We start from the raw sequence: 22166 nt of genomic DNA, 5'->3' as shown, positions 1-22166 counted from the left end.
TTTTTCTTCTTTTGTCTTCGGTAATCTCCATTTGTTAGCCTGCCCCTGGGCAGAAGATCTGCCCGGGGAACAAGCTAGAAACCTTCATTGTTACTTTCAGTTGCTGAAAACTTCAATTTCTTGTTTATCTTGACGGAAGTTATACTTCACATCTAAAGCGTGTGCAACAATTAGTTCTTGCTCAGCTTTGTGAGCGAATGGATCGCCGCCAGATGGGCTAGAGCGATCTGGGCGTCCAATGTAACCTGTTTTCACTTTATCTCCAGCAAGTTCGAACAGAATTGGAGCCATGTAATGCCATGCGCCCATATTACGAGGTTCTTCTTGAACCCAAATAATTTCTTCTAAGTTTTTAAAGCGTTTAATAATAGATTGAACTTTCTCAGCAGGGAATGGGTACAGCTGTTCAATACGAACGACATGAACTTCATCTAAGTTATACTCATGTTTACCAGACTCAATTTCTGCTGCTAAGTCAATCGCCATTTTACCTGTGCTTAAAACAAGACGTTTTACTTTAGTTGGTTTCATGCCAAGGTTTTCTTGTTCTAGAGCAGGTTGGAAACGTCCTTCGCTTAACTGACTAGCAGTTGAAAGCGTAAGTGGGTGACGTAATAAACTCTTTGGCGTCATCAATACTAATGGTCGAACAGCTTCTGTTCCTAAGATAGATGCTTGACGACGTAAAATATGGAAGTATTGTGCCGCGCTCGTTAAGTTTGCCACTGTCCAGTTATTCTCAGCAGCTAACTGTAAGAATCGCTCTGGACGTGCACTAGAATGCTCTGGTCCTTGACCTTCATAACCGTGCGGTAATAGAAGAACTAAACCAGATTTTTGACCCCATTTTGCTCTTCCTGCTGAAACATATTGATCAAATAATGCTTGCGCAGTATTTGAGAAGTCACCATATTGAGCTTCCCACATAACAAGAGTTTCTGGAGCGAATACGTTATAACCATACTCGTAACCAACAACAGCAGCTTCTGATAACGGACTGTTATGAACAGAGAAGGATGCATTAATGTTTGGTAAGCGATGTAATGGTGAATATGTTTCATTTGTATCAGTATCGTGTAATACGATATGACGGTGCGCGAATGTACCACGCTGTGAATCTTGACCAGTTAAACGAATTGGCGTACCTTCTTGTAAAATAGAAGCGAATGCTAATGACTCAGCAAGTGCCCATTCAATTTTACCGTTCTCTTCAAGAGCGTCTTTACGGCGTTCAAGAATTTTCTTCACTTTCGGATATACGTTAAAGCCTTCTGGCCAAGATAGTAGACCTTCATTAATTGCACGAAGTGAGTCAATCTCAACACCAGTATCAATTGGCTGAATGCCTTTTGCAACAACATCTGGCACTTTAACGTCAATTGTTGCAGCGCTCGTATCAGCTGGCGGTACTTGTGCATAGTCAGATTTTAATTGCTCTTGTATAAACTGAGTCATTGTTTCAACCTCATCTGCATTTAGAACACCAGCAGCTTGTAATTGATCTGCATAAATCGCTCTTACAGTTGGATGATTTTTAATCTTTTTGTACACTTGTGGTTGCGTAACTGCTGGGTCATCCATTTCGTTATGACCGTAGCGGCGGTAACCAATTAAATCGATTAAGAAGTCTTTTTTGAACAATATACGATATTGAATCGCAAGGTTAGCAGCAGCAAGACAAGCTTCTGGATCATCAGCGTTCACGTGAACAATCGGAATATCGAAACCTTTTGCAAGGTCACTTGAATATTTCGTAGAACGAGAATCATAGCTATCAGTCGTAAAGCCAACTGCATTGTTTGCGATAACATGAATTGTTCCGCCTGTTTGGTACGCGTTCAATCTGCTTAAGTTCAACGTTTCAGATACAATACCTTGACCAGGGAATGCAGCATCACCATGAACTAAAATTACGAATGATTTTGAAGTATCTTGTTCTGGAAGACCAGATTTTTTACGATTCTCTTGAGCCGCACGTGCAAAACCTTCTACAACAGGGTTAACGAACTCAAGGTGACTTGGGTTATTTGCTAATGTAACGCGAGTGCTAACTTCTTCGTTACTAACGACTTGTTCTCTACCTAAATGGTATTTCACGTCGCCAGTCCATCCAGAATTTGCCACTGCGCCTTCTATTTTTGCATGTTTGAACTCAGCAAACATGTGACTATATGGTTTTTCTAATACGTGTGCAAGTACGCTTAGACGACCGCGGTGAGCCATACCAATCATGACATCTTCTACGCCGCCCTTTGCACCTTCGAGAACAATTTCATCTAGAACAGGTACAAGCATATCAACGCCCTCGATAGAGAAACGCTTTTGCCCAACGAATGTTTTATGCAAGAATTGCTCGAAACCTTCAACAGCTGTTAAACGTTTTAAAAGAGCAGTTCGTTTTTTATTTGATAGTGGTTGACGCAATGAATTTGATTCCACCATTTGATGTAACCACGCGCGTTCTTCACTATCTTGTATATGAGAAAATTCATAAGCTAAAGATTTTGTATAAACGTCTTTTAATCTATGAATTACATCAAGTGCAGTGTGAATACCTTCTGGCGCATCTTGCCATACTGTTTTTGCTGGAATCGCTTTCAAGTCAGCGTCGCTCAGTTCGTTCATTGCTTTCTCAAGAAGAGATTGTCCATTAGCAGCATCTTCCATCGGATTGATGTGAGCCAACGTATGCCCGAATGAACGAATTTGTTCAACAAGCTGAACGACTTTAAGAATTTTTTCAATGTTCCCTGTGTTTTGAGGAGAAAAATGTGTTGCTGTGTTGTCCCCTGTTACGACATCATCTTGAAACGAAGGAGCTCCAAAAATTTCAAAAAGCTCTTGTAATTCCGGATCAACAGAACCTGCTCCAGTTACGTAAAGATCATACTGCTCAATAACATAACCAAGGTTCGGACCATGGAACTTGGCCCAAGGGTTTGTCGTTGTATTCTTCCTCGTCATTTGTTTAAACCTCCCAATGCATATAATCCTTTTTCCATACAAAAGGTGCATTTTGCTCTTTTCAATAATTGATGAACCAATAATCAATGTAAATGTTTTCTTTACTCTTATGTTATTACAATAATTTACATAATACCAAACACTATTACTTATCTGTTTTGTAAAAAAACATTCACAATAACTTATCACCCAAGTTAATCTTTCATGTTATAAAGTAATTCTACAGAAAAATGGGGTGGATATATTTGGTATACCTATACAAATAACTAAAATTGTTGCATGTAAATATAAATATAATAGTTAGAATGTTTCGGTAAAAAAGAGTTCGAATTATGTATATTGAAATAATAAGCGCTTTCATTGATATTATACAACAATATAACGGAATATAGTATAAAAAATAAAAAATTATGAATTTATCGTAAACTTTATTTAGATAGTGTTAAATATTGAAAGGAAAGTGAAGGATTTCTACAAAAAAAGTTGCTAAACATAAAAAATGCTTCATAAACAGTTAGTTTCTATAAATATGCCGAAAAACACCGTAAAACCAATAACGCATTTCGTGGAATAAAGAGATAAATGAAATATTTTAAAAGGATAAAACAAATAGGGAGATATTAAATTTTAAAAAAAGAGAGGAGGAGATATAGTAACGGTTCATTACAGTGTTCCATGTTTCATTTCAAAATAGACGTGCTGAAAATGAAAAAGTTTCTTCTATATAAATAGAACGAAAAATAAACAAAATGAATGTAAAGGAAACTTGACGTAAAGTTTCCTTTACATATATACTCGATATAAGGGAGGAGGGAGAAATTTCCTTGGAAAATAAAATGGTCGAATACCGAAAAAAATTTGGACTATCTCAAGAAAAATTGGCTGAGAAACTTGGAGTTTCCAGACAAACCATCATTTCAATTGAAAAGGGGAAATACGATCCATCACTTCCGTTAGCATTTGAAATAGCGAAAACATTTCAGACAACGATAGAACATGTATTTATTTATGAAGGAAAAGAAGAGGAGGAATCGGAATGAATTATTCACAAAAGTACTTTTTAATTATGGGAATTATTTTCTTTATTATGAGTGGAACCATGGTATTAGCGGGCATAATGACGCATTCTGCACCACCGGCTCCAACGTATACATTGCTTGCGATGATGATTATGTGTTTTTGCTTAAGTTACTTACACCCGCAATTTAAAGAAAAAGATGAGCGAATGAAACTTATTCGTTATAAAGGAATGTTCTTCAGCTTTTTTGCATTAACAGCATATTACCTTCTTTTCTCTATCGGCTTAAACTTAAAAATACTTACACTATCTGCTACTGAACTATTGAACATACTGATGGCACTTACGATGAGTACAGTTTTTATCTCATTTGTTGTTTTAGCGAAAAGATATTAAGATGGAAGAGAGAAAGGAAGATTAACATATGCAAATGATGTATGCTTTTGGCATTGGGCTTGTATTATTTTTAGCCGTATTCTTATTTATTCGTAAAGACGTTCAAGGTGGGACGTTAACGAAAAGAGGCTTTTATAAAATGATCGGCTGTTTAGTTGTTATGTTTATAGCGATTATCGTAATGATCGTTTTAATAAATCAGTCACTATAGAATTTAAAAATGGAACCTTACTGTAGTAAGGTTTTTCTTTTTGGTTTAAAATCCGAAATTTCCCACATAATCCATTTACTACATATAATCGATATTATATAATTTAATAAAATGATAGATAGGGAGAATAGTATATGAATAAAAAAACTATCTTCTTTTTATTAACATGCCTACTACTTATAGCTAGTATTACTTATATAATATGTAACAAACGAGAACAAGTGCCACCTATGTTAGTATGGGAGGGCCAGAAATACTACGTAACGAATGAACCTGCCAAAGCAGAAGAAGTTGGGCAAAGGCTCGGAGAAGTAACAAAGAAACTTGAAACAAGTAAAAAACCTACTAAAAATAGTGAATCCAATATATTACAAGAAAAAACAGAACTATTCACAGTGATAGAAGAAGAAAAAGGTCCTCACTCCCCTTTAATCATAAAGGAGCCTTATAGTGACGAATATAGAATAGTAAGACCGATGTTACATGTACTATAAAGTGAAAAGGAGACTCATATGCAGACAGTAACTTCATATCCATGGTCGTTAAGAAAAATGTTTGTTTTTTTCCTTTGCTTCATCCTGCCTCCTATCGGTGCAATTTATATTTTGATGAATAGAGAGGCGCTACAAAAAAGAGACTTCATTTTATATGTATTATTTGCTGCTATTAATATATCGCTTTGGTTATCGCTTATGATCTTTGATCGGAGTATGTGGATGGTAGCGGGGCATTATGTACTTGGAGCAATTGTAATTGTTTTTTCGAATATGAATAAGAGATAAGCCAGCGACCTTAAAGTTGCTGGTTTTTATTTTGCTATTTAAATGGAAACGGGGAGTGGAGCTAAATGTAAAATTAATCTATTAAGTAATCCATAGTAACTGTATAATTTAAAAAGGAAAAATAGACAAAGGTACCTTTTATGTACTGTGCTCTCGAAATAATATTAAATATTTATTATGTCTGAATACGAATAAGTAATTGTTTGTGAATCAATTTTTAATGTGCAAATATTCATGGATTTGAAAAAGAACAATTCAGAATTAATAGTAATAGAATTTTTCTCCAAATATCAAAAATTCTATTGCAATTAATCCTGATAAATTGGTAGAATAATATGAAAAAAGATTATTTTAGGGAGTAAAATTAATGAGTATTGATAATTATTATTTGCAAAATACACACCTTGTATTAGATACAAATATAATTTTTAGATATCCATCTATATTAGGGACTAGATTGGAGGATATAAAAGTTTCTGTACCTAGTACAGTATTGCTGGAACTAAGAAATTTAGCTAATAAAAGTGAAGATTGGAGAATGATAAATAACCTACTTACTAACTCAATACAAAACAGAATTGTATCTTTAATTCCTTTAAAACCAGAGGCTCCTATAATTGAAGGAGCGGGAGATATAAGTTTTGCTGAATGGCAAATATTAAGTATCATGAAAGAATTAACAGATAATGGCGAGGAATCCATACTTGTAACTGAGGATAAAAACTTGAAGAAAATCGCTCAATTGTATGGAATGTCAGTTATAGGCTTACAGGAGTTAAAAGAGCAAGTTGACCACTACCACACTCTTAGCAACAAAATAGAAGAAGAGGTTAATTTAGTAGGTAACCAAAAAGAAACTATGTCTGAAAAAGATTCGAATGAAGAGAGTAAGTCTTCAAATATTCATATAGACAAAGCAGTAAAAAAAATAGAGCAAAAATCACGAAATAAACTGCTGTTTAATATTTTATTTTTGTTGTTTTTTGGGATAAGTATGTTTTTTGTTGGAAAGTTTTATACGGCAATAATTTCTTACATAAATGTTTGGGGGACCCTAATATTACTTATAGTTTTATCTGCTTTGATTTTTTGGGTAAGGTGTAACTTAAGGTTTGGTTATGGCGGGGCGGAATTTTTCTTTGGATTATTTATTGCATATAAAATCTTTGACATTAACAATTTTGGTAATAGCTATATTCAATTTTTTGGGGCTTTATTTATAATGATTCGAGGGCTAGACAATGTCTCAGTAGGAATAACTGAGACAAGATATTTAAGAGATACTAAATTCCATGATTGTTGGAAATGGATGTTTCGCTTGAAAGATAAATAAGGAAAATAAAGGCTTCTTTCTTATGTTGGAGTGGTCTCAATAGTGGTACTAAAAAATATCTTTGAAATTTGCATATTTAGTATGCAAATTTAGGAGGTATTTTTCTTTTTTTAAAAGAGTTTGTTACCTATAAAGGGAAAATGGAAAATAATTATAATTTAAAAGGCTATTTTAATTGTACAATTTATGAAGCACTGGGAATTTAAAGTGTTTTCGAATTAATAAGCGGATAAATATATCATTTATTGTTATTGATATACTTGTAAAAGACACTAAAGTAAAAAGAATTTTCTATATACACATTTCAAAATTAGAAGTTCGATTTCAAAAAATAACCTAGAGAAATAGAGTCTAAATTAACATATGGAAATTATGCAGATAACCTATATCTTGATATAATAAAGTTATAGAATGTTCTTACCAATAGCAAATTTAATGTTGTAGCGTAATATTTAATTTTTGTTATATAAAGAAGAGAAGTAGCATACAGCAAGACAATGTGAAATGAATTAAAGAGATGGGGAGAGGTACAATGGAAGATAAACCTGCATTAAATGTTGGCTCAAACTTTGGGATTTCAATGGTGGAATCATATGGAATGTTTTTTCGTCATTATGATTTCAAAAAATTATTGCAGCTTGAAAGTAAGTACAATCTAATACCTAAAATGCATATTTATATGGTGGTCAAAGTACCTAAAACAATTTTTGTTCAAGATAGTATAAGTATAAATAAAGAATATATCACTTTAAAAATTAGGATTATCGATGAAAGAGTAGATAATGAAATTGAGTTTAGGATAATTAATAACTTAAAAAAACTAGAATTAGATGTAGTATTAAGTCCGAATAAAGATGATATAGAAATTAGAGATGTTTTAGGAAATTATGTATTTAAGGCTAATTCATTTCTGTGCTTGATTTCAAATGGAAATGTAATGGATTGTGAAGTAGTATATATAGGACGTTCTTTTGGTAAGGATGGTGAGAGGACGGTTTATGATAGATTAAAGTCTCATTCAACTTTACAAAAAATTTATGCAGAGAAGGAAGATGATAAAAGTATTTTTTTATCATCTTGGGACTTTACTAGAAACACTCTATGTTTTATTTCTCCTGTAGAACCGGATGATCAAAAAAGTGCTGAGATTTTTATGAAACAATTTGAAATGTCGGAAAGGCCGTATGAATTAATTCAAAAGAAACAAGAGATAAATTTTACTGAAGCTGCTTTGATAAGATATTTTCAACCAAAATATAATGACATAATGAAGTATAGATTTCCTTCGAAGAAGCATACTGAGTATTCTGATTTATTTAAAGAAAATGTAGATTATGTTTCTGTAGAAATTGATACTCAAAGGCTATATGTAAAACTACATTCAGAAGTTGTACTGGCCAAGTTTAAACATAATCCATTCTATGATTTGAAAGATAAACGAAGTAAATACGATTTCTTTAGGTTTATATAAAATATTGTAAAAATTAACCTTATGTCATAAATAGTAGCCTGAATTTAAAGAAAAGAAGCCTTTATGCTGTTAATATTTTAAATTACTTCCTTATTTAATGTGCGTTTTACGATTTTTTCTAAAAAACTATTTAGCGATTAATATAAATTAAATAGAGATGAAAAGTATCCAATTGGAGGGTAGTTTCTATCTATGATAAGTTTATCCCTAAAATATATAATGATAAATTGAGGAAGTTTGATAATAATAACCGGTAATGAATATGCAATTTATATAATGTTGCTAAAAAAAAGCTATATTAAAAAAGAAAGTATTTTACATAATTACTTATGAATCTAAGAGTGTATTGTAAAAAAATTCATTATCAAGGGGTGTTATAATTGCTTCAACTAAAAGAGAAATTATTACATTACAGTGAAAACAAAGAGTTATTACAAATATTTTATAATGGAGTTGCAAATGAACAATAGCTTTTAAATATGCATTTAAAAGCTATTGAAGCTGATATCCTAGCGGGTCTACATGTGCAGGATGGTAAAACTGTTGAAGAAGCACTTGAGGATCATAAGTTTGAGTGTGATAGGAGTACATTTGATGAAGTCCTCCCTTTAATAAATGGCTTAAATATATATATCGAAAGGATACCCTCTTATCCGTATAAGAGTTACGATAGAGATGGAGATTATGAGGAAACAATGTATTTGTATGATTATCAAGATGTTCTAAAATTGTTCAAAGAATTAGATCCTTTCACATACTTTGTAACTATGGTTTATAAAGCAAAGAATATGGAAGAGTATGAGATTTGGAGTGGCATTGCTTTAAGGGTTAAAAAGGTCTTAAGACAATTAAATATCAAAATACCTAATTATGGAAATAGGGTATTTGTTGCAATGTCATTTAATGATGAATTAAAGGGATTAAGAAAACAACTTTGTAAAGTTATCGAAACAAATGGGTTTAAGCCAATTATCATTGACTCTAAAGAACATAATAATCAAATTGTTCCTGAGATATTTTATGAAATTGAAAGGGCAGAGTTTGTCATCGCCGATTTAACTCATCATAAAGCGGGATATGCAAAAGGCATTGGCAAACAGGTGATTTTCACTTGTAAGAAAGATGAATTTGAAAAAAGACATTTTGATGTAGCACAAACACAATCGTTTGGGAATCCGAGTATGAATTGAACCGAAAACTATCCTCTCGAATCGAAGCAATGTATCTTTTAGAAGAAGTTAGGTAACTTATAAATTTTAGTCTGACTTTATGTAAATGATTAAAGAGAAATAAAACCTTTCTAAGTAATGTGGGCGTATTTTTATGTATCCTTTAATTAATCCTTTTTCTAAAGCCTTCCCTCGTGTAAAAATAAGTATTTATTAGAAGGTGTCCAACTCATCATACATATAAAAAGGTAAACTTTTCGGGATGTATTTTGTGAAAATACAGAGTAGGGGTTTGAGTAATATTATATGATATCAAATTGAATTATGAAACGTAGCATATCAACATCGATTTTTTGATACTAATCTAAATTCTTGTAACAATTAAAGAAGAGAAAATTAAAGATATCCTTGTACCAAATTTTACATATCTTAGAATTCTTCCTTTATAATATTATAGGGTGATTAACTAATGGAAGAGCTAGAAGAAAGAGTTTATTGTAGTAAATGTAAAGGGAAAACCAGAAATTTAATAATAACAAGTTAAGTAAGAACTAGTAAAATATATTATTTTCACAGAAAAATCTAATCGTTGATCAAAAAGCAGTTATTTACAAAATCATGACCAGTAAGTAAAAAAATAGTTTTAACAATAAACATATATTTACAAAATAAAGCCCCCCTGATTATCAAGGGGGCTAAAATTATGACCCCGGAGAGGCTCGAACTCACGACCTCCACCCTGTCAAGATAAGAAACATGTGTTTTACGTTTCGGGAATATCGATCGTAAAGCTAGTTGTATCAAGGGTTTATAGAGTATTCTATATTTTCTTGTGCAAATCCTGTAACGTAAAAAAATGAAATTTCTTGACCAGAATCTTGACCAAATTTTATTTAGTTTCTTATAAGTTTTAAAACATCGAGTATGTAATTTGAATTTATTAGCCATATATAAAATCAATAATATGTAATGATTGAAATGATTAAAATTAAGCGTTCTAGAGTACAAGAACCGTCTGTTTTAATAAATGATAACTTAAATTCTCAAGGAGGAAGGGCTCCAGTAATTAACCATGTAGAGATAGAAGAAAAGAATCTAAAAGATTTTGATTTTACTATTTATTCATGTAATGAAGTGAAAAGGGCATTAAAAGAATTATTTCATGGAAAATGCGCATATTGCGAAAGTGTTTTTATAAAAAATGCATCTGGGCATATAGAACACTGGCGGCCCCAAAAAAGGTGACTGAAAATAGAGAGCATAAAGGTTACTATTGGTTAGCGTCTGAGTGGGGAAATTTATTATGGGCATGTCTAATATGTAATTCTCAAGGGAATAAAGGTAATAAATTCCCATTAATAGCTGGCTCAAATTATGCGTTTAAAAGTTCAGATGATATAAGTTTTGAGGCCTCCTTATTAATAAACCCATGTGAAGAAAATCCAGAGTTGCATTTGGAATATACTTATGAGGGATTTATCATTGGTACTACTGATAAAGGTGAAAAATCTGTAGAGGTTTATGGGCTAGATAGACCGGATTTAAAAGTAGACCGTCTTAGAAATGTTAATGAGATAAAAAGGCTTATAGGCATGATGCTAAATGTAATAAGTACTTCTACTTTACTTATTGATTTACCAGACAACGTGAAAAGTGAAGCTATTAACGAACAACTAAAGAAAAATAAAAACCTCATTGACGAATATACAGATGCTTTGCAAGAAAGGTTAGAAGCAAAATCTGAATTTGCTGGAATGAATAGGTTCCTCATAAATGCATATCGAAATAAATATAAGGATAATGAAATTTTTATGAAAGTTACTGAAAAATTATTAGACCAATAAGGGGGATACCTAAATATGGGGTAGTATCAGGGAAATGCAGATTTACCAAACTAAGAATATTTCCAGATGCTGCCCTATTATATTTTAAACTTAATTTATGAAGGTGGAAGATAATAAAATAGATATAGTAGAAAAAGAGGTAGCTTAAATGAGTTGAAAAGAGAATCCTCCTCTTTTCAACTCATTTATATCTATTACTGATTATAAATACAATTAACAGAAAAATATGGAGGAATTATCAGGAATAACTATGGAGCTAAAAATGAAGAATAAATGGAATTAATTAAAAACGAAGGCGTCAAAATTAGACGAATACGGTACCTTAACAATATAGTGGAACAAAATCATCGTTTCATTAAAGAAACATGTGCGTTCTATGTTGGGATTCAAATCGCATGAAACAGCCACTTCTATATTAAGTGGCATTGAAGTAATGCATATGATGAAAAAAGGACAACTTCACCAACGGGTGAAGTCTGCCCCAAATGAAGTCAAATTCATATATAAGTTGTTTGGAATTGCATCATAATTTGTTATTGAACAGGCCACATGTAGGTTCTATGTCTCTTTTGTACCAGAACCAAAAAATGAATCATATCCTACATACAATTACTCGTGTCCTTTTAACAAGTTCACGTAAGAATCACCTCATTGTAGCATTCATATAAACGGAGGACTACAACGATAAAAAGTCTATTTCCGATCTTTTCTGTATCTGAATATTGCATTATCAACTGTTAATGGTACTAAATGTGCCTTAGGCATACTTTTATATCTAGCAACCAAAAGATTACTCGTTTGCTCTACTTCTAAATTTTCTACAGTACTATTAAACTTACATTTTGCTTTATGGTATACAGGAAGATTGGCATAAAACTCTTTGCTTAAAATCTTTTTTACATCTGCTTTATCTTTGTGCACATCAAAAGCATTTGCAAAACAGTGTTTTGTGACTTCTAAAAGTTCTCCTTCAAATATTATTTCAGGAATTTCACATTCATGACTCTTATAAAAAGTTTTAATTTCTTCTTCTATGTTACTTTTATATCTGTCAGTATAAATCACATTTTTAACAATAAATTTTTCTATCTTAAGAAGCATCTCAATAAATTTTTCTGAAGTTATCTCTTCAAATGCTTCAGGATCATTCTTATTATCTGATAAATACCCCTTAAAAATTCTAGTCCATTGTGTTCCCCCGCAACCAATATCAGACACAGTAATCAAAGTTTTTATAGTATGACCTTCACAAATTTTTTTATAGTCATTCCACAACCTGTCTAAGTAAGGGCTGTTTCTATCAAAACCTATATCTCTACTTTTAGAATTAATAATAAGTGTAAAGCCATTATCGTCTGTCTGCTTTTTTAATGGTAGTACACATGTTGAACTTTCTTCCATAAAATCTTTAATCTCAAATGTAAACTTTTTGATCTTGTCGTGTTTCATTACCGTATACTTAGAGATTAGTTTGACCATTGGCTCCATTTCATGATTTTCAAAATTTCTCAAAAAACTGAATAGCTTAATTTCCGCTTCATTTAGTGAGATATCATTCTGTTCACTAACGACTTCTCTAGCTTGGTCAAAGCAACGTAAACTCTTTAAAGCAGCCAGTGCTCTATCCTTTCCATCTTCAAATGCTTCTGTGATACTTTCTATCTTTTCTCCAATTTTCTCTAAAATTCTGGGTACAGCAATAATAAATTGTACTCCGTCAGTATACAACAAATATTTTACCCTTAATTCCTTAATTTGAGATTTAATAAGTTGTTCAAATGTTCCCCCTAAATCCATCTCATCAAATGGTCGTATAACTTTTAAATGATCTATCTCAATACTCTTGTCGTTAACCCTTACCATGTCCGATTGATTTGTCTGTTCTTCAAAACGATTGATTCTTACAAATATTTTACTTTTTATACCTGAACTTTTCTCCAAAGTTTCAATTTGCTTGTATCCTTTTTGCAGATAGCTCAAGAAGCCTTGCAAACTAGTAAATTGATCAAATTTTATAGAGGCAATAATATCATCTATAAACTCTAAAGCATTCTCTTTTCTAATTTCCTGTTGCTTAAAAGCGATTAATCGATTTGTATTATTTCTACATAACGTGCTATACACCGAAATAACGTCCATAGCCTTAGCTTTCCTACGAAGCATTAATTTTAAGTATTCTTCAATAGCCCTTATCTTTGCATCCTCAATTTTTATAGCATCAATTTCATTATTGTCTAAATTCTCAGTTAGATATTTCCCTAAGATTAGAATATAATCAACTAAATTAATTTTATTTTTCCCTTGTAAAACCGGAACAAATTCTTCCTCAAATTTTGTTGAATCATATATGTATGAATCTGCATTAGTATCAATCAAACTACTATCTTTTAATAGATTAACAATTTCTTCTTTCATTCTCTTTGGTTCATTAGGGAAATCAATTGTTTCATTTAAAATAATCTGTTTATCAAATTTAGAATACTTAAATTTAATGTCATCATTTACATCGCTTAAGGTACCTAATTCAAAATAATTCACGGATTCTTTATCAACCATATTTAAGTAAAAATAAACTTTTTTAATTGCTTGAATTAAATTCAAACCTTTTAGTTTTCCTCTAATATCATTCAAAGAAGCATTCCTAGGTATTTCTAATATCTGATACGCATAGTTTTTGCCACTAAACCATGTTTCTTCATAAATTTCATTTGTTGGCGTTGCATCAAATATTGTTTTTTCTCCACGTACTAATAGCTTCGTATCATTTCGCAATACTATCCGATTATTATAATAAATATTTCTGCTAGCAATTAATCCATTATCAGGATAATATCGACTGTTATCGTCCAAACACCATTCTAAAAATTTTAAATTTTTGTCACTAATTAAGCTTTTTAATGACTTTTTCAAATCTTCTGAGATAACATTTGATGTTGTTTTTTCTTTAAATAAAAAAGCTATTAAGTAATAAGCAAATAACTTTTCGTAGTCACTTAGTTCCTCGTCAGGATTGAAAGATATTCCTTGACTTACATTTGTAATAAAAAAGCTTACTACCTGGTCATTCATTTTATCAAAAGATATATTACGTTCGTATTTGTACCAATCTTTCATTGATATATTTTCAAAATTGGACTTTAAGAAACGCTTCCACATTCCTTGCAACGCTCTATCCGTAGTTTGAGTATATAGAGTTATAAAACAAATAAGATTTGCTAATTCTTGCTCACTTTCTGTAATAAAGGTTTCTTCATTGTCCGTATTTAAGATAGCTTCAAGTGTGGTGATAAAATCATCTAAATTATGAATTTTATCTACTTTCTTTAAGTAAGCATCTAAAATCGAAATAACATCTATATTTTTTTGCCTATTTAAATATTGAAACCTCTGTAGACAAGCAGTTTCTAAATTAGACGATAAATAGAATGACTCTACAAACTTTATATTAAGAATTAAATATTCTTTATCTTGCTGATTTAATAAACTTTCGTCAATGTTAATTTTTGAAAATAATATTAGTCTTATAAGCTCTTTCCTTTCATAAGACTCTAAATCACCTAATTTTAAATATGATTCTATAAGTGTTTTTAGTTGTTTTTTATCTACATGATCATTTTTGTGAATTAATGCTGTGATTATGTTACTCCGAGACAATCCTTTCAAATTAATTAATAATTCTAAATATAGATACGTATTTTTGTTTCTTAACATTAAATTATTATAATAATGTTTGAATATACTCCCTCTGCCATATGGGGTATTCAAAACATATTCTTGTATTTCTCTTTTTTTACTCTCTACAACCTCATCATCAATTAAATGTGTAAGATAAAATGGCAGCTGCTTAACATCTACATCGTTAAGATCATCTTTTAAAATATTTTCCAACATTTGTCCTGAAATATCCAAAATTTCTTGGCTGACAAATTCCTTGTCTAGCCCATCAATAAAATATTTCTCAAAACTTTTTGTAATAACACTGTATTTTAAATCTCTAACGTAGCCTTCTAAATACTTATCAGAATTAGTATTGACAGAAAGTTTTAACGCAGCAATCTTTTCTAAAACTTTTTCTTTTATGCTTTGTGCTTTTTCTTTATTTTTAACTATCAAGATGATATCATCCACATATCTATAATAACATTCAAAATCTAAGTCTAATTGTTGCTCTATTTTAGCGTCCAGCATTGTCAAATATAATTCTGCTAATATTCGTGCATATGCAGGACCTTGAGGTAATCCCTTATCTCGATTGCCTACAATTTGCGCAGTTGTATTAATTAAGTAGTCAATAATGTTAATAAGCTTTGATACATTTTCTTCGTTAAAATTTTCTTTCACTTTCTCTGCTAATATTTCCCTTAGATGGATGTGATTAATAGAGTCGTAGAAAGATTGTATATCTAACTTGATTAAATAGTAATCATCATAACTACCATCATTCAAATTAGATTCGATATTGTAAACATATTCCAGCCAAGATTTACTCCAGTTTTCGAAAATATATGGCTGGCTTGAATAGTTCAATCGATATCCGTAACTATTCATTGAAAAATCGCTATACATAAAGCTATTTAATTTGAAAGCTAAACTAGTTGTAATAACTCGATCCTTAGCACCTAAACTATATAAACTTCTTTGCTTGTCCTCGTTCTCCAAACGAATATATTTGTAAAACTCAACAGGTTCTTTATATTCACCATCTTCAATTTGTTTAAGATTTTCTTCTACTTCTAAATCATTCAAATTGAGTAAATCCGCTTCAATAAAACTTAAAGGTACCTCATCATTTTGATGAAGATAACGCCTCTCTGCCTCAATAATATTTCGTGTATCTTGTTTTTCTCTACTCTTAACTTCTATATCGAAGCTTTTATTCAAAAGCTCAATCACATTTTTTATATTTTCTGCTTCACAATAAGGACAATGTTTCCCGAACACCTTTTTCAAATTTACTATAGTAGGCGGGTACAAATTCTTGAGCTTATCCAGCTTCTGAATTGTTAATGCTTCATCATATATCTCTGTTTCTGAAGCGAAAAATTGTTTCAAAAGATTATATCCTAAGTCTTCATTTTGAGGGCTTCTCACTCTACATAGTGTAGCAACTAATAGAACTCGGTCTCTCTCATTCCAATCAACTAAAGGTTTATTAAAAAGGTCCTCAAAATAAATACTCTTTTTCAAAGTGCTTACAACATCTGCTAATGTAACCTCATCTTTTATTACTGTGTCGGTTCTAACAAAATCTTCTTTTGTCGTATCTTCTATTTTAATTTCTAATTTTCGAATAATGTCATATGGTGCATTTTCTTTTAATTTTTTCAAAATCCCAATTTGTTGATTCAACAACTCTTCCGTTAATTCGGTAATTGCCCTAACCTCTGCTAAGCTATGAAACATAAAAGAGTATCGACTGCTTTTTATATGATAGGATAGTGGTATCTTCACGCCTAAACCTATTGAATTTGATTTAGAATCTCCATTCTTCGGATATTTATCTATTAAAATTCGATCTCTGACAGACATATCCGACTTTTCAAGTGCTAAATCCGCAATTCTTTTTACAATCTCATACCCAATATTTTTAGTAACATATGTATCAAATGCAATCCAAATATGAACGCCTCTGTTGCCTGAAAACTCAGAAAGATAGTGGATCTCGTTATCTTCTAATACCTCTATAACATTTTTATATACTTCAAATAATGCGTCCTTCGATTCACTATCGCCGAAAAAATCATAGTCATCATTCAAATATTTTTTTGCAATATCTAAATCGAGACAAATCCATTTCAAAGCGTGGCGTACTTGTTGATAAGCCATTATACTTTTACGATTTTTCAACATATCTGTTAACACCGCGGCTGTAATTTTATTACGCTTTCTCAAATATATAGGTTTACCATCCTCATTAACAGTTTGACGTGCAAAAGTCTTCTTATTAAAGAAAAAATTCTTCAATAATAATTTAGAAATTTCATCAATTTTATATTCCATTCAGCACCTCTTATATAGCTAAAGACATCTATTAACTTAGTAGATGTCTTTATATGTTTGTATTTATGATATCTCCTAGATTTTTATCAATTTTTTCCTGGAAATTAATTTTATCACCTAATCAGTCATAATGAAATAGTCCTGTTGAAATAACCACTTGTGAACTTCCCCCCAATGCTCTTTGATAAAAATTTCATTACTAATGTATGGAATGTTTACTACAGGGGGGGACTGATGCATGCCCATCAACTTAAGAAATTCATTTTAGGGTGGATTGAATCCATAGATAATCATAATTCCTCATTTTAGAGTCAAAGACAAAATGAACTTTCAGCATACATTAATATATGGTTCTATGGTTTTCTTGTAATGGGAAATTTAAGAGTAAGCAAGTGTAATATCCCTTGATTGTCCTTATTCCTAAGGGAATTAAGGCATGATGTGTGATGTTAGATAAAGATCGAATTGACTCGAAAGGTTTTATGAATTAACTTACTGTTAGTAACAATTGAAACTATAAGAACATGGGGGATACCCTAATAAATCCTGTGACTGTCCCCTATTTTGTATTTGGAAATGAATGAGTGTGAAGAGGGAGGATTAGAATTGAGTAGCCTTAACAGGGAAAGGTTAAACACACTGTGAAAGTGATGCGGTAAACTCCGATTTAATAAATATATATTATTTATATGAATTAATGTAAAAAGGGTTGCTTTTCAGATGAAGAGCAGCCCTTTTTCTTATGACTGGAGGAATAAAAAATGATATATCGTGAGAGTAGAACAGGAAAGCAAGGAGTGCTAGAATCACCTGTTGGTATAAATCAACCAGCAAAACGAGTTGAAATCGTAAAACTAAAAATGGTAAAAGAGAGCAGCCTTCTTTACAAAGAAAGAAGAGTGAAATCTCCCGAAGATGCAAGTTTGTTGTTTAAGCAATTTCTAGATGGGGCTGATCGAGAGTATTTTATTGTACTCTGTCTGGATATTAAAAATCAGCCTACTGCTATCAATGTTTGTCATATTGGTAGTTTGAATTCTAGTATTGTACATCCACGTGAAGTTCTGAAACCAGCAATAATTTCAAATGCAGCTTCAATTATTGTTGCGCATAACCACCCTAGCAATGATCCTACTCCAAGCAGAGAAGATCTTGACGTTACAAAACGACTTATGGAAGCAGGAAAAGTTGTAGGTATAGATGTGTTAGACCATCTTATTGTTTGTGAGGAGAGTTTTATTTCACTTAAAGAAAAAGGTCATATGTAAGAAGAAATATAATTTGCCCATGTTATTTAAATAAAAGGGAGGTAGGACATATATGTTTGATGTAAATCAGAGCCGTTTTGCTACAAAAGCGGTACAGAATATAATTCCATTAGAATTGCAACAATTTTTATGGCTTATTATTGATTGTCGAAAAGCCGCTGGAGATCGACGGGACTACTTGCAAGTATTTGAGTTGCGATCAGATCATGAACATCAACTTGTCTGTAATACACAGGAGTCTTCACCTTTGCAATTGGAATACAAATTTAAGTTGAATTCTAAGGGGGTGATTAACTGTAATGTATGGCTGGTAGACAATGGAGAATATGCAACTATGCTTTTACCATCAGATTATTGATAAGGTATAACATTGAAAGTAGAGGTGAAGAGGATGTGTTCTAAACCAAGTGAGGTTGCAATTGAAGTAATAAAAATTATTCTACACATAATTGGTACGAAAGATAAGTGAATATACATTTTACAAATGTGTTTTCTGTAATTACGAGTGAAAAACTAATTCTAACACTAGACTTTATTTTGAAAACACGAAAAATATAATAATGGAAAAGTAGACGATAACAGCACGAAAGAGTAAAAATGAGCATTTAGAAAGAACTAAAATAACGATTGTTTTTCTAGTGATTTTTATCTCCTTCATGAATGATATCGTCTTTTATTAGAGAGGAGTGATTAGAGTGAAATACAAGATGTTTCTTCTTCATCTAATCTCTCCTCAATTTTATCATGTAAGTTTTCGAGATAGGAAATCTCCCAATCTGACGGTAATGTAACTGGATTTATTCCTAGATTTCTTAATAGATTAATTCGTTTACTAAACGCGTCTGCTGCCTTATGAATATCCTTTCCTTGTATATAGCTATTCTTTGCCATAACAATACTGCCGCATTTATCAATCAATCTTAATATCATTTTTAATGACATCTGCATATGGCCAGTGTCTACCTTTTGATTTACTAGTTCTATAGCATTCTCCAATTTATAATAGTCACCTTTTCCAACAATTTGCTTATAAAACTTCATGATTTCCTTTTTGCAACGTTGCTGATTCAACACATCAATGACAAATTCATCGCTATTTCTGGCTTGGGTCTCGAAGCGTAAAATCCCCCTAGTCTCTGAAAAATCTAAAAAGTTCTTATTTGCTTTCTGTTCTTTAAGTAGTAGAGTCTCGTATCGGTTATACCAGTTGACTGCTTTATGCTTAGACATCAAGTACACATTAGTGTTAGAATTCCAATGTTTTTGAGTTTGTTTATTGTCAAGAAAATAGTCAGGTATACTTCCCTTTTTGAATAAGAACAAATACTTAGATATTAAAACTTCGTCAACATTTAAGTCTATTGCTGGTTCAATTCTCTTCGCTTTCCATTCAAAAAAATCGGGGACATTTAATGATAATATATCTCTAAGTACATAATTAAAATTAGTTTGAACCATTTTAAATTCTGATAACTTTGTCAATCTATAATAACCGTTGGGATCGATTAATAATTGAGGGCGTAGTCTAATTTCAATAGATCTGTATCCCCACTTATTACTTCTTAATCGTATTTCCTGAAATCCGAATTTGGATAGTGCGTTAGAAATGTAAGCGCCCTTATCCGAAGAGTCTTTGCGAAGTTGCTGAGAGGTTCTATACTCTTTTAAATAAGTTTGTAATTGTCTAAAAAGGTTATTATACTCGGGTTTCGTCAGTTTATAACTTATATACATCATATCAATCATTTAACAATACCTCACTCAATTTCCCCAATAGCGCAGTATGCTACATCGTACAGACATAGTAAGCGGAGGGGGTATATTATTTAAGTCAAAGTACTGTTACTAAGAAATTAAAAAAATACAAAGACGGCTTAATAGCTATCTTTGTATTTTTTACGATTTATAAATTGGAGTATGCATTAATATATTCGGTAATACGGGCCTTTGAAATTTTGAACACCCGTTCTTTATGTTTGGGATATAAGGTAACATTACAGTCGGCCCTTTTCCTGCCGCTACTTTTTTCTACCTCAATTTCGATAATTTTCTCTTCATGTAGAAAGATGTCAAGTTCTTTCTGTTTTACAGAGATAGGATACTTTGAAGCTTGCAACCAGTTGTCAATCCATTCCCATGTTTTCTTGTAAGGTAAATAGTATTTTTGGTCATCTTCCCAGCCTACATTTTCTTCGCTATTTTCGGGAATAGTGAAGATTTGTAGCAAGTCCAGCTCCTTAACAAGCTCTAATAATGCGCGTAGAAAGTAAAAAGTATCTTTTTTGATAACTTTGTCGGTTTCTTTAAGAGACTCTTCACTATCCAAATCATCATGGTATGGCTTCAATGCTCCATTTGTTTTTGAGGGATGGTCAAGTATACGTGTATATCTAGATTCAGCGTAGTCTTCAAAATCAGAAATTGTAACATCTGCAAATCGATTTTCTAACCACCATTCTCCATCAAATATTTTAAACTCACTTTTGGAAAGTATTCTTGTTGAAAGTTTAATGGCCATTTTCAAGTAATGTTGAAAGGATTTATTATAAAGGTATAAATCATGATCTAAGTAAGAGGAGTTTATCCAAAATCCCTTCTCAATCATTTCATTATTGAGATTCAGGTGAATACATTTATATTTTTTCTTACTGATCTGCGTATATACCTTTACACCTATACCATCTTCTTGTATGTTGTCGCCATTTTTTATATAGAGTCTGTGGGTAGGAACAATAAAAAAATTGGAGAGTTTTGTTTCTATGATCTCCTCAGACTCATCAGTTTCGTAATTTATATTCTCTTGAACAGTAGGATTATACAGTACTGTGTTGCCAGACGAATCAACACCTAAGTTTTCCCTCTTGAGGACACGATTTAAGTGCCGACGATTATCCCGAATCTCATTTGGGAAGTCTTTGAGATTAATCTTTTCTATGTACTTATCAATAAAGTAGTGGGAGAGTTTGCTATTACTTTTCATCCTATTCATCAGCTCCGTGTTATTAAATTTTAATAGGTGTATAACTTAATAATAAATCAACTAAACTTCTTTTTATATAATGGGTTTACAAAGATAGCATAATTCACTCTGGGAACAAAGGAACTTTGGGAATGCGGGAATCTCCGTTTTTTCTACCTTAAGAAGGAAGGTTTTGTTTTATTAAAAAATAAAAATTCCCAACCAGTTCCCTTGAAGTTCCAACGGTTTTCTTATACATATATTATCTATATAGGCAACACTGAGCAACGATTATAATGTGAAAAACAGAAGTTTAATATAAATCATTTATTATACAAAGTAGTAGAAAGTAAATGAAAATAAGGCCAACAAGTAAAAGGTAATTAAATTTAATTTTCAATAAACAATAGAGTAAATACAAGAATTTGAATTGTATATTATTAGTTTGAGGTAAATAAAAAAGGGGGAATATTTTATGTTTGATGCATATGATGATGTAGTTCCTATTGAGGATCTAATGGAAATGTTGGATATAGGACGAAATAAGGCATACGAATTATTAAAATCCGGACAAATTAAATCTTTTAAAGTTGGAAAATCGTATAGAATACCCAAGATGTGTATTCAAAATTATGTGTTTGCTAAAGTGCAAATTCAAATAGAAGAGTATAAATAGCAAAATTAATATCTTACAAAAAGGACAGCGGCTAATAGTCGCTGTTTTTAATTTCTTGTAAAACAGGAGGAATAT

At 31.5% G+C, this 22166-nt stretch carries 17 protein-coding genes and 1 pseudogene; 14 read left to right on the top strand and 4 right to left on the bottom strand.

The window, feature by feature from the left end:
• Positions 1-96 precede the first annotated feature (96 nt).
• Positions 97-2964 carry a 2-oxoglutarate dehydrogenase E1 component gene (gene odhA, locus QEP67_RS21570; RefSeq protein WP_000197131.1) on the bottom strand — a complete coding sequence of 956 codons (2868 nt, stop codon included), beginning with the start codon at positions 2962-2964 and terminating at the stop codon, positions 97-99.
• Between the two features lie 824 nt (positions 2965-3788).
• On the opposite strand from odhA, the gene QEP67_RS21565 reads away from it, so the two are divergent.
• From QEP67_RS21565 to QEP67_RS21515, 11 genes and pseudogenes are all read left to right on the top strand, one after another.
• The gene (locus QEP67_RS21565; RefSeq protein WP_000428505.1) at positions 3789-4004 is read left to right on the top strand and encodes a helix-turn-helix transcriptional regulator; all 216 of its coding nucleotides are present in this window, start codon (positions 3789-3791) and stop codon (positions 4002-4004) included.
• The gene (locus QEP67_RS21560; RefSeq protein ID WP_001109891.1) at positions 4001-4378 is read left to right on the top strand and encodes a hypothetical protein; all 378 of its coding nucleotides are present in this window, start codon (positions 4001-4003) and stop codon (positions 4376-4378) included. The genes QEP67_RS21565 and QEP67_RS21560 overlap by 4 nt, the downstream gene beginning before the upstream one ends.
• Positions 4379-4406: 28 nt before the next feature.
• Positions 4407-4589, top strand: coding sequence for a DUF3976 domain-containing protein (locus tag QEP67_RS21555; protein ID WP_001178300.1), 183 nt, complete (start codon positions 4407-4409; stop codon positions 4587-4589).
• A gap of 134 nt (positions 4590-4723) precedes the next feature.
• Positions 4724-5083 (top strand): hypothetical protein, encoded by a 360-nt coding sequence (locus tag QEP67_RS21550; RefSeq protein ID WP_016088827.1) that lies wholly within the window; start codon positions 4724-4726, stop codon positions 5081-5083.
• Between the two features lie 18 nt (positions 5084-5101).
• On the top strand, positions 5102-5371 hold the full coding sequence (locus QEP67_RS21545) for a hypothetical protein (RefSeq protein ID WP_001195374.1): 270 nt from the start codon (positions 5102-5104) through the stop codon (positions 5369-5371).
• 367 nt (positions 5372-5738) lie between these two features.
• Positions 5739-6704 carry a PIN domain-containing protein gene (locus QEP67_RS21540; protein WP_000020838.1) on the top strand — a complete coding sequence of 322 codons (966 nt, stop codon included), beginning with the start codon at positions 5739-5741 and terminating at the stop codon, positions 6702-6704.
• A gap of 532 nt (positions 6705-7236) precedes the next feature.
• Positions 7237-8175, top strand: coding sequence for a hypothetical protein (locus QEP67_RS21535; RefSeq protein ID WP_000389677.1), 939 nt, complete (start codon positions 7237-7239; stop codon positions 8173-8175).
• 524 nt (positions 8176-8699) lie between these two features.
• On the top strand, positions 8700-9365 hold the full coding sequence (locus tag QEP67_RS21530) for a hypothetical protein (protein WP_353706423.1): 666 nt from the start codon (positions 8700-8702) through the stop codon (positions 9363-9365).
• A 957-nt stretch (positions 9366-10322) separates the two neighbouring features.
• Positions 10323-10589, top strand: a complete 267-nt coding sequence (locus tag QEP67_RS21525) for a hypothetical protein (RefSeq protein WP_353706422.1) — start codon at positions 10323-10325, stop codon at positions 10587-10589.
• On the top strand, positions 10586-11188 hold the full coding sequence (locus QEP67_RS21520; RefSeq protein WP_353706421.1) for a hypothetical protein: 603 nt from the start codon (positions 10586-10588) through the stop codon (positions 11186-11188). The genes QEP67_RS21525 and QEP67_RS21520 overlap by 4 nt, the downstream gene beginning before the upstream one ends.
• A 291-nt stretch (positions 11189-11479) precedes the next feature.
• Positions 11480-11717 (top strand): annotated as a pseudogene (locus QEP67_RS21515) (DDE-type integrase/transposase/recombinase); the annotation flags it as partial.
• Between the two features lie 164 nt (positions 11718-11881).
• Here the strand turns inward: QEP67_RS21515 and QEP67_RS21510 are convergent.
• Positions 11882-17188: a reverse transcriptase domain-containing protein gene (locus QEP67_RS21510; RefSeq protein WP_353706420.1), complete on the bottom strand. Its 5307-nt coding sequence runs from the start codon at positions 17186-17188 to the stop codon at positions 11882-11884.
• A 761-nt stretch (positions 17189-17949) separates the two neighbouring features.
• Here QEP67_RS21510 and radC point away from each other — a divergent pair.
• Both radC and QEP67_RS21500 read left to right on the top strand, forming a co-directional pair.
• Complete coding sequence (gene radC / locus QEP67_RS21505; protein ID WP_353706419.1) at positions 17950-18456, top strand: DNA repair protein RadC; 507 nt, start codon at positions 17950-17952, stop codon at positions 18454-18456.
• Positions 18457-18508: 52 nt separating this feature from the next.
• Positions 18509-18814 (top strand): DUF960 family protein, encoded by a 306-nt coding sequence (locus QEP67_RS21500; RefSeq protein ID WP_353706418.1) that lies wholly within the window; start codon positions 18509-18511, stop codon positions 18812-18814.
• A gap of 332 nt (positions 18815-19146) precedes the next feature.
• Here the strand turns inward: QEP67_RS21500 and QEP67_RS21495 are convergent, their stop codons facing one another.
• Positions 19147-20202 (bottom strand): hypothetical protein, encoded by a 1056-nt coding sequence (locus QEP67_RS21495; RefSeq protein ID WP_353706417.1) that lies wholly within the window; start codon positions 20200-20202, stop codon positions 19147-19149.
• 157 nt (positions 20203-20359) lie between these two features.
• On the bottom strand, positions 20360-21436 hold the full coding sequence (locus QEP67_RS21490) for a hypothetical protein (RefSeq protein WP_353706416.1): 1077 nt from the start codon (positions 21434-21436) through the stop codon (positions 20360-20362).
• 454 nt (positions 21437-21890) lie between these two features.
• Here QEP67_RS21490 and QEP67_RS21485 point away from each other — a divergent pair, with 454 nt between their 5' ends.
• Complete coding sequence (locus QEP67_RS21485; protein ID WP_353706415.1) at positions 21891-22091, top strand: helix-turn-helix domain-containing protein; 201 nt, start codon at positions 21891-21893, stop codon at positions 22089-22091.
• The last annotated feature ends 75 nt before the right edge of the window (positions 22092-22166 follow it).

Source organism: Bacillus cereus group sp. MS39 (assembly GCF_040448665.1).
GTDB classification, from domain to species: domain Bacteria; phylum Bacillota; class Bacilli; order Bacillales; family Bacillaceae_G; genus Bacillus_A; species Bacillus_A wiedmannii.
The sequence above is the reverse complement of the archived record's forward strand: the minus strand, read 5'-3'. Positions and strand labels throughout refer to the sequence as shown.

What these genes read in the sequence shown, in the direction of transcription:
- odhA (WP_000197131.1), bottom strand. Translation starts at nt 2,964, where the DNA reads ATGACGAGGAAGAATACAACGACAAACCCTTGGGCCAAGTTCCATGGT.
- QEP67_RS21560 (WP_001109891.1), top strand. Translation starts at nt 4,001, where the DNA reads ATGAATTATTCACAAAAGTACTTTTTAATTATGGGAATTATTTTCTTT.
- QEP67_RS21555 (WP_001178300.1), top strand. Translation starts at nt 4,407, where the DNA reads ATGCAAATGATGTATGCTTTTGGCATTGGGCTTGTATTATTTTTAGCC.
- QEP67_RS21550 (WP_016088827.1), top strand. Translation starts at nt 4,724, where the DNA reads ATGAATAAAAAAACTATCTTCTTTTTATTAACATGCCTACTACTTATA.
- QEP67_RS21545 (WP_001195374.1), top strand. Translation starts at nt 5,102, where the DNA reads ATGCAGACAGTAACTTCATATCCATGGTCGTTAAGAAAAATGTTTGTT.
- QEP67_RS21540 (WP_000020838.1), top strand. Translation starts at nt 5,739, where the DNA reads ATGAGTATTGATAATTATTATTTGCAAAATACACACCTTGTATTAGAT.
- QEP67_RS21535 (WP_000389677.1), top strand. Translation starts at nt 7,237, where the DNA reads ATGGAAGATAAACCTGCATTAAATGTTGGCTCAAACTTTGGGATTTCA.
- QEP67_RS21525 (WP_353706422.1), top strand. Translation starts at nt 10,323, where the DNA reads ATGATTAAAATTAAGCGTTCTAGAGTACAAGAACCGTCTGTTTTAATA.
- QEP67_RS21510 (WP_353706420.1), bottom strand. Translation starts at nt 17,188, where the DNA reads ATGGAATATAAAATTGATGAAATTTCTAAATTATTATTGAAGAATTTT.
- radC (WP_353706419.1), top strand. Translation starts at nt 17,950, where the DNA reads ATGATATATCGTGAGAGTAGAACAGGAAAGCAAGGAGTGCTAGAATCA.
- QEP67_RS21500 (WP_353706418.1), top strand. Translation starts at nt 18,509, where the DNA reads ATGTTTGATGTAAATCAGAGCCGTTTTGCTACAAAAGCGGTACAGAAT.
- QEP67_RS21495 (WP_353706417.1), bottom strand. Translation starts at nt 20,202, where the DNA reads ATGATTGATATGATGTATATAAGTTATAAACTGACGAAACCCGAGTAT.
- QEP67_RS21490 (WP_353706416.1), bottom strand. Translation starts at nt 21,436, where the DNA reads ATGAAAAGTAATAGCAAACTCTCCCACTACTTTATTGATAAGTACATA.
- QEP67_RS21485 (WP_353706415.1), top strand. Translation starts at nt 21,891, where the DNA reads ATGTTTGATGCATATGATGATGTAGTTCCTATTGAGGATCTAATGGAA.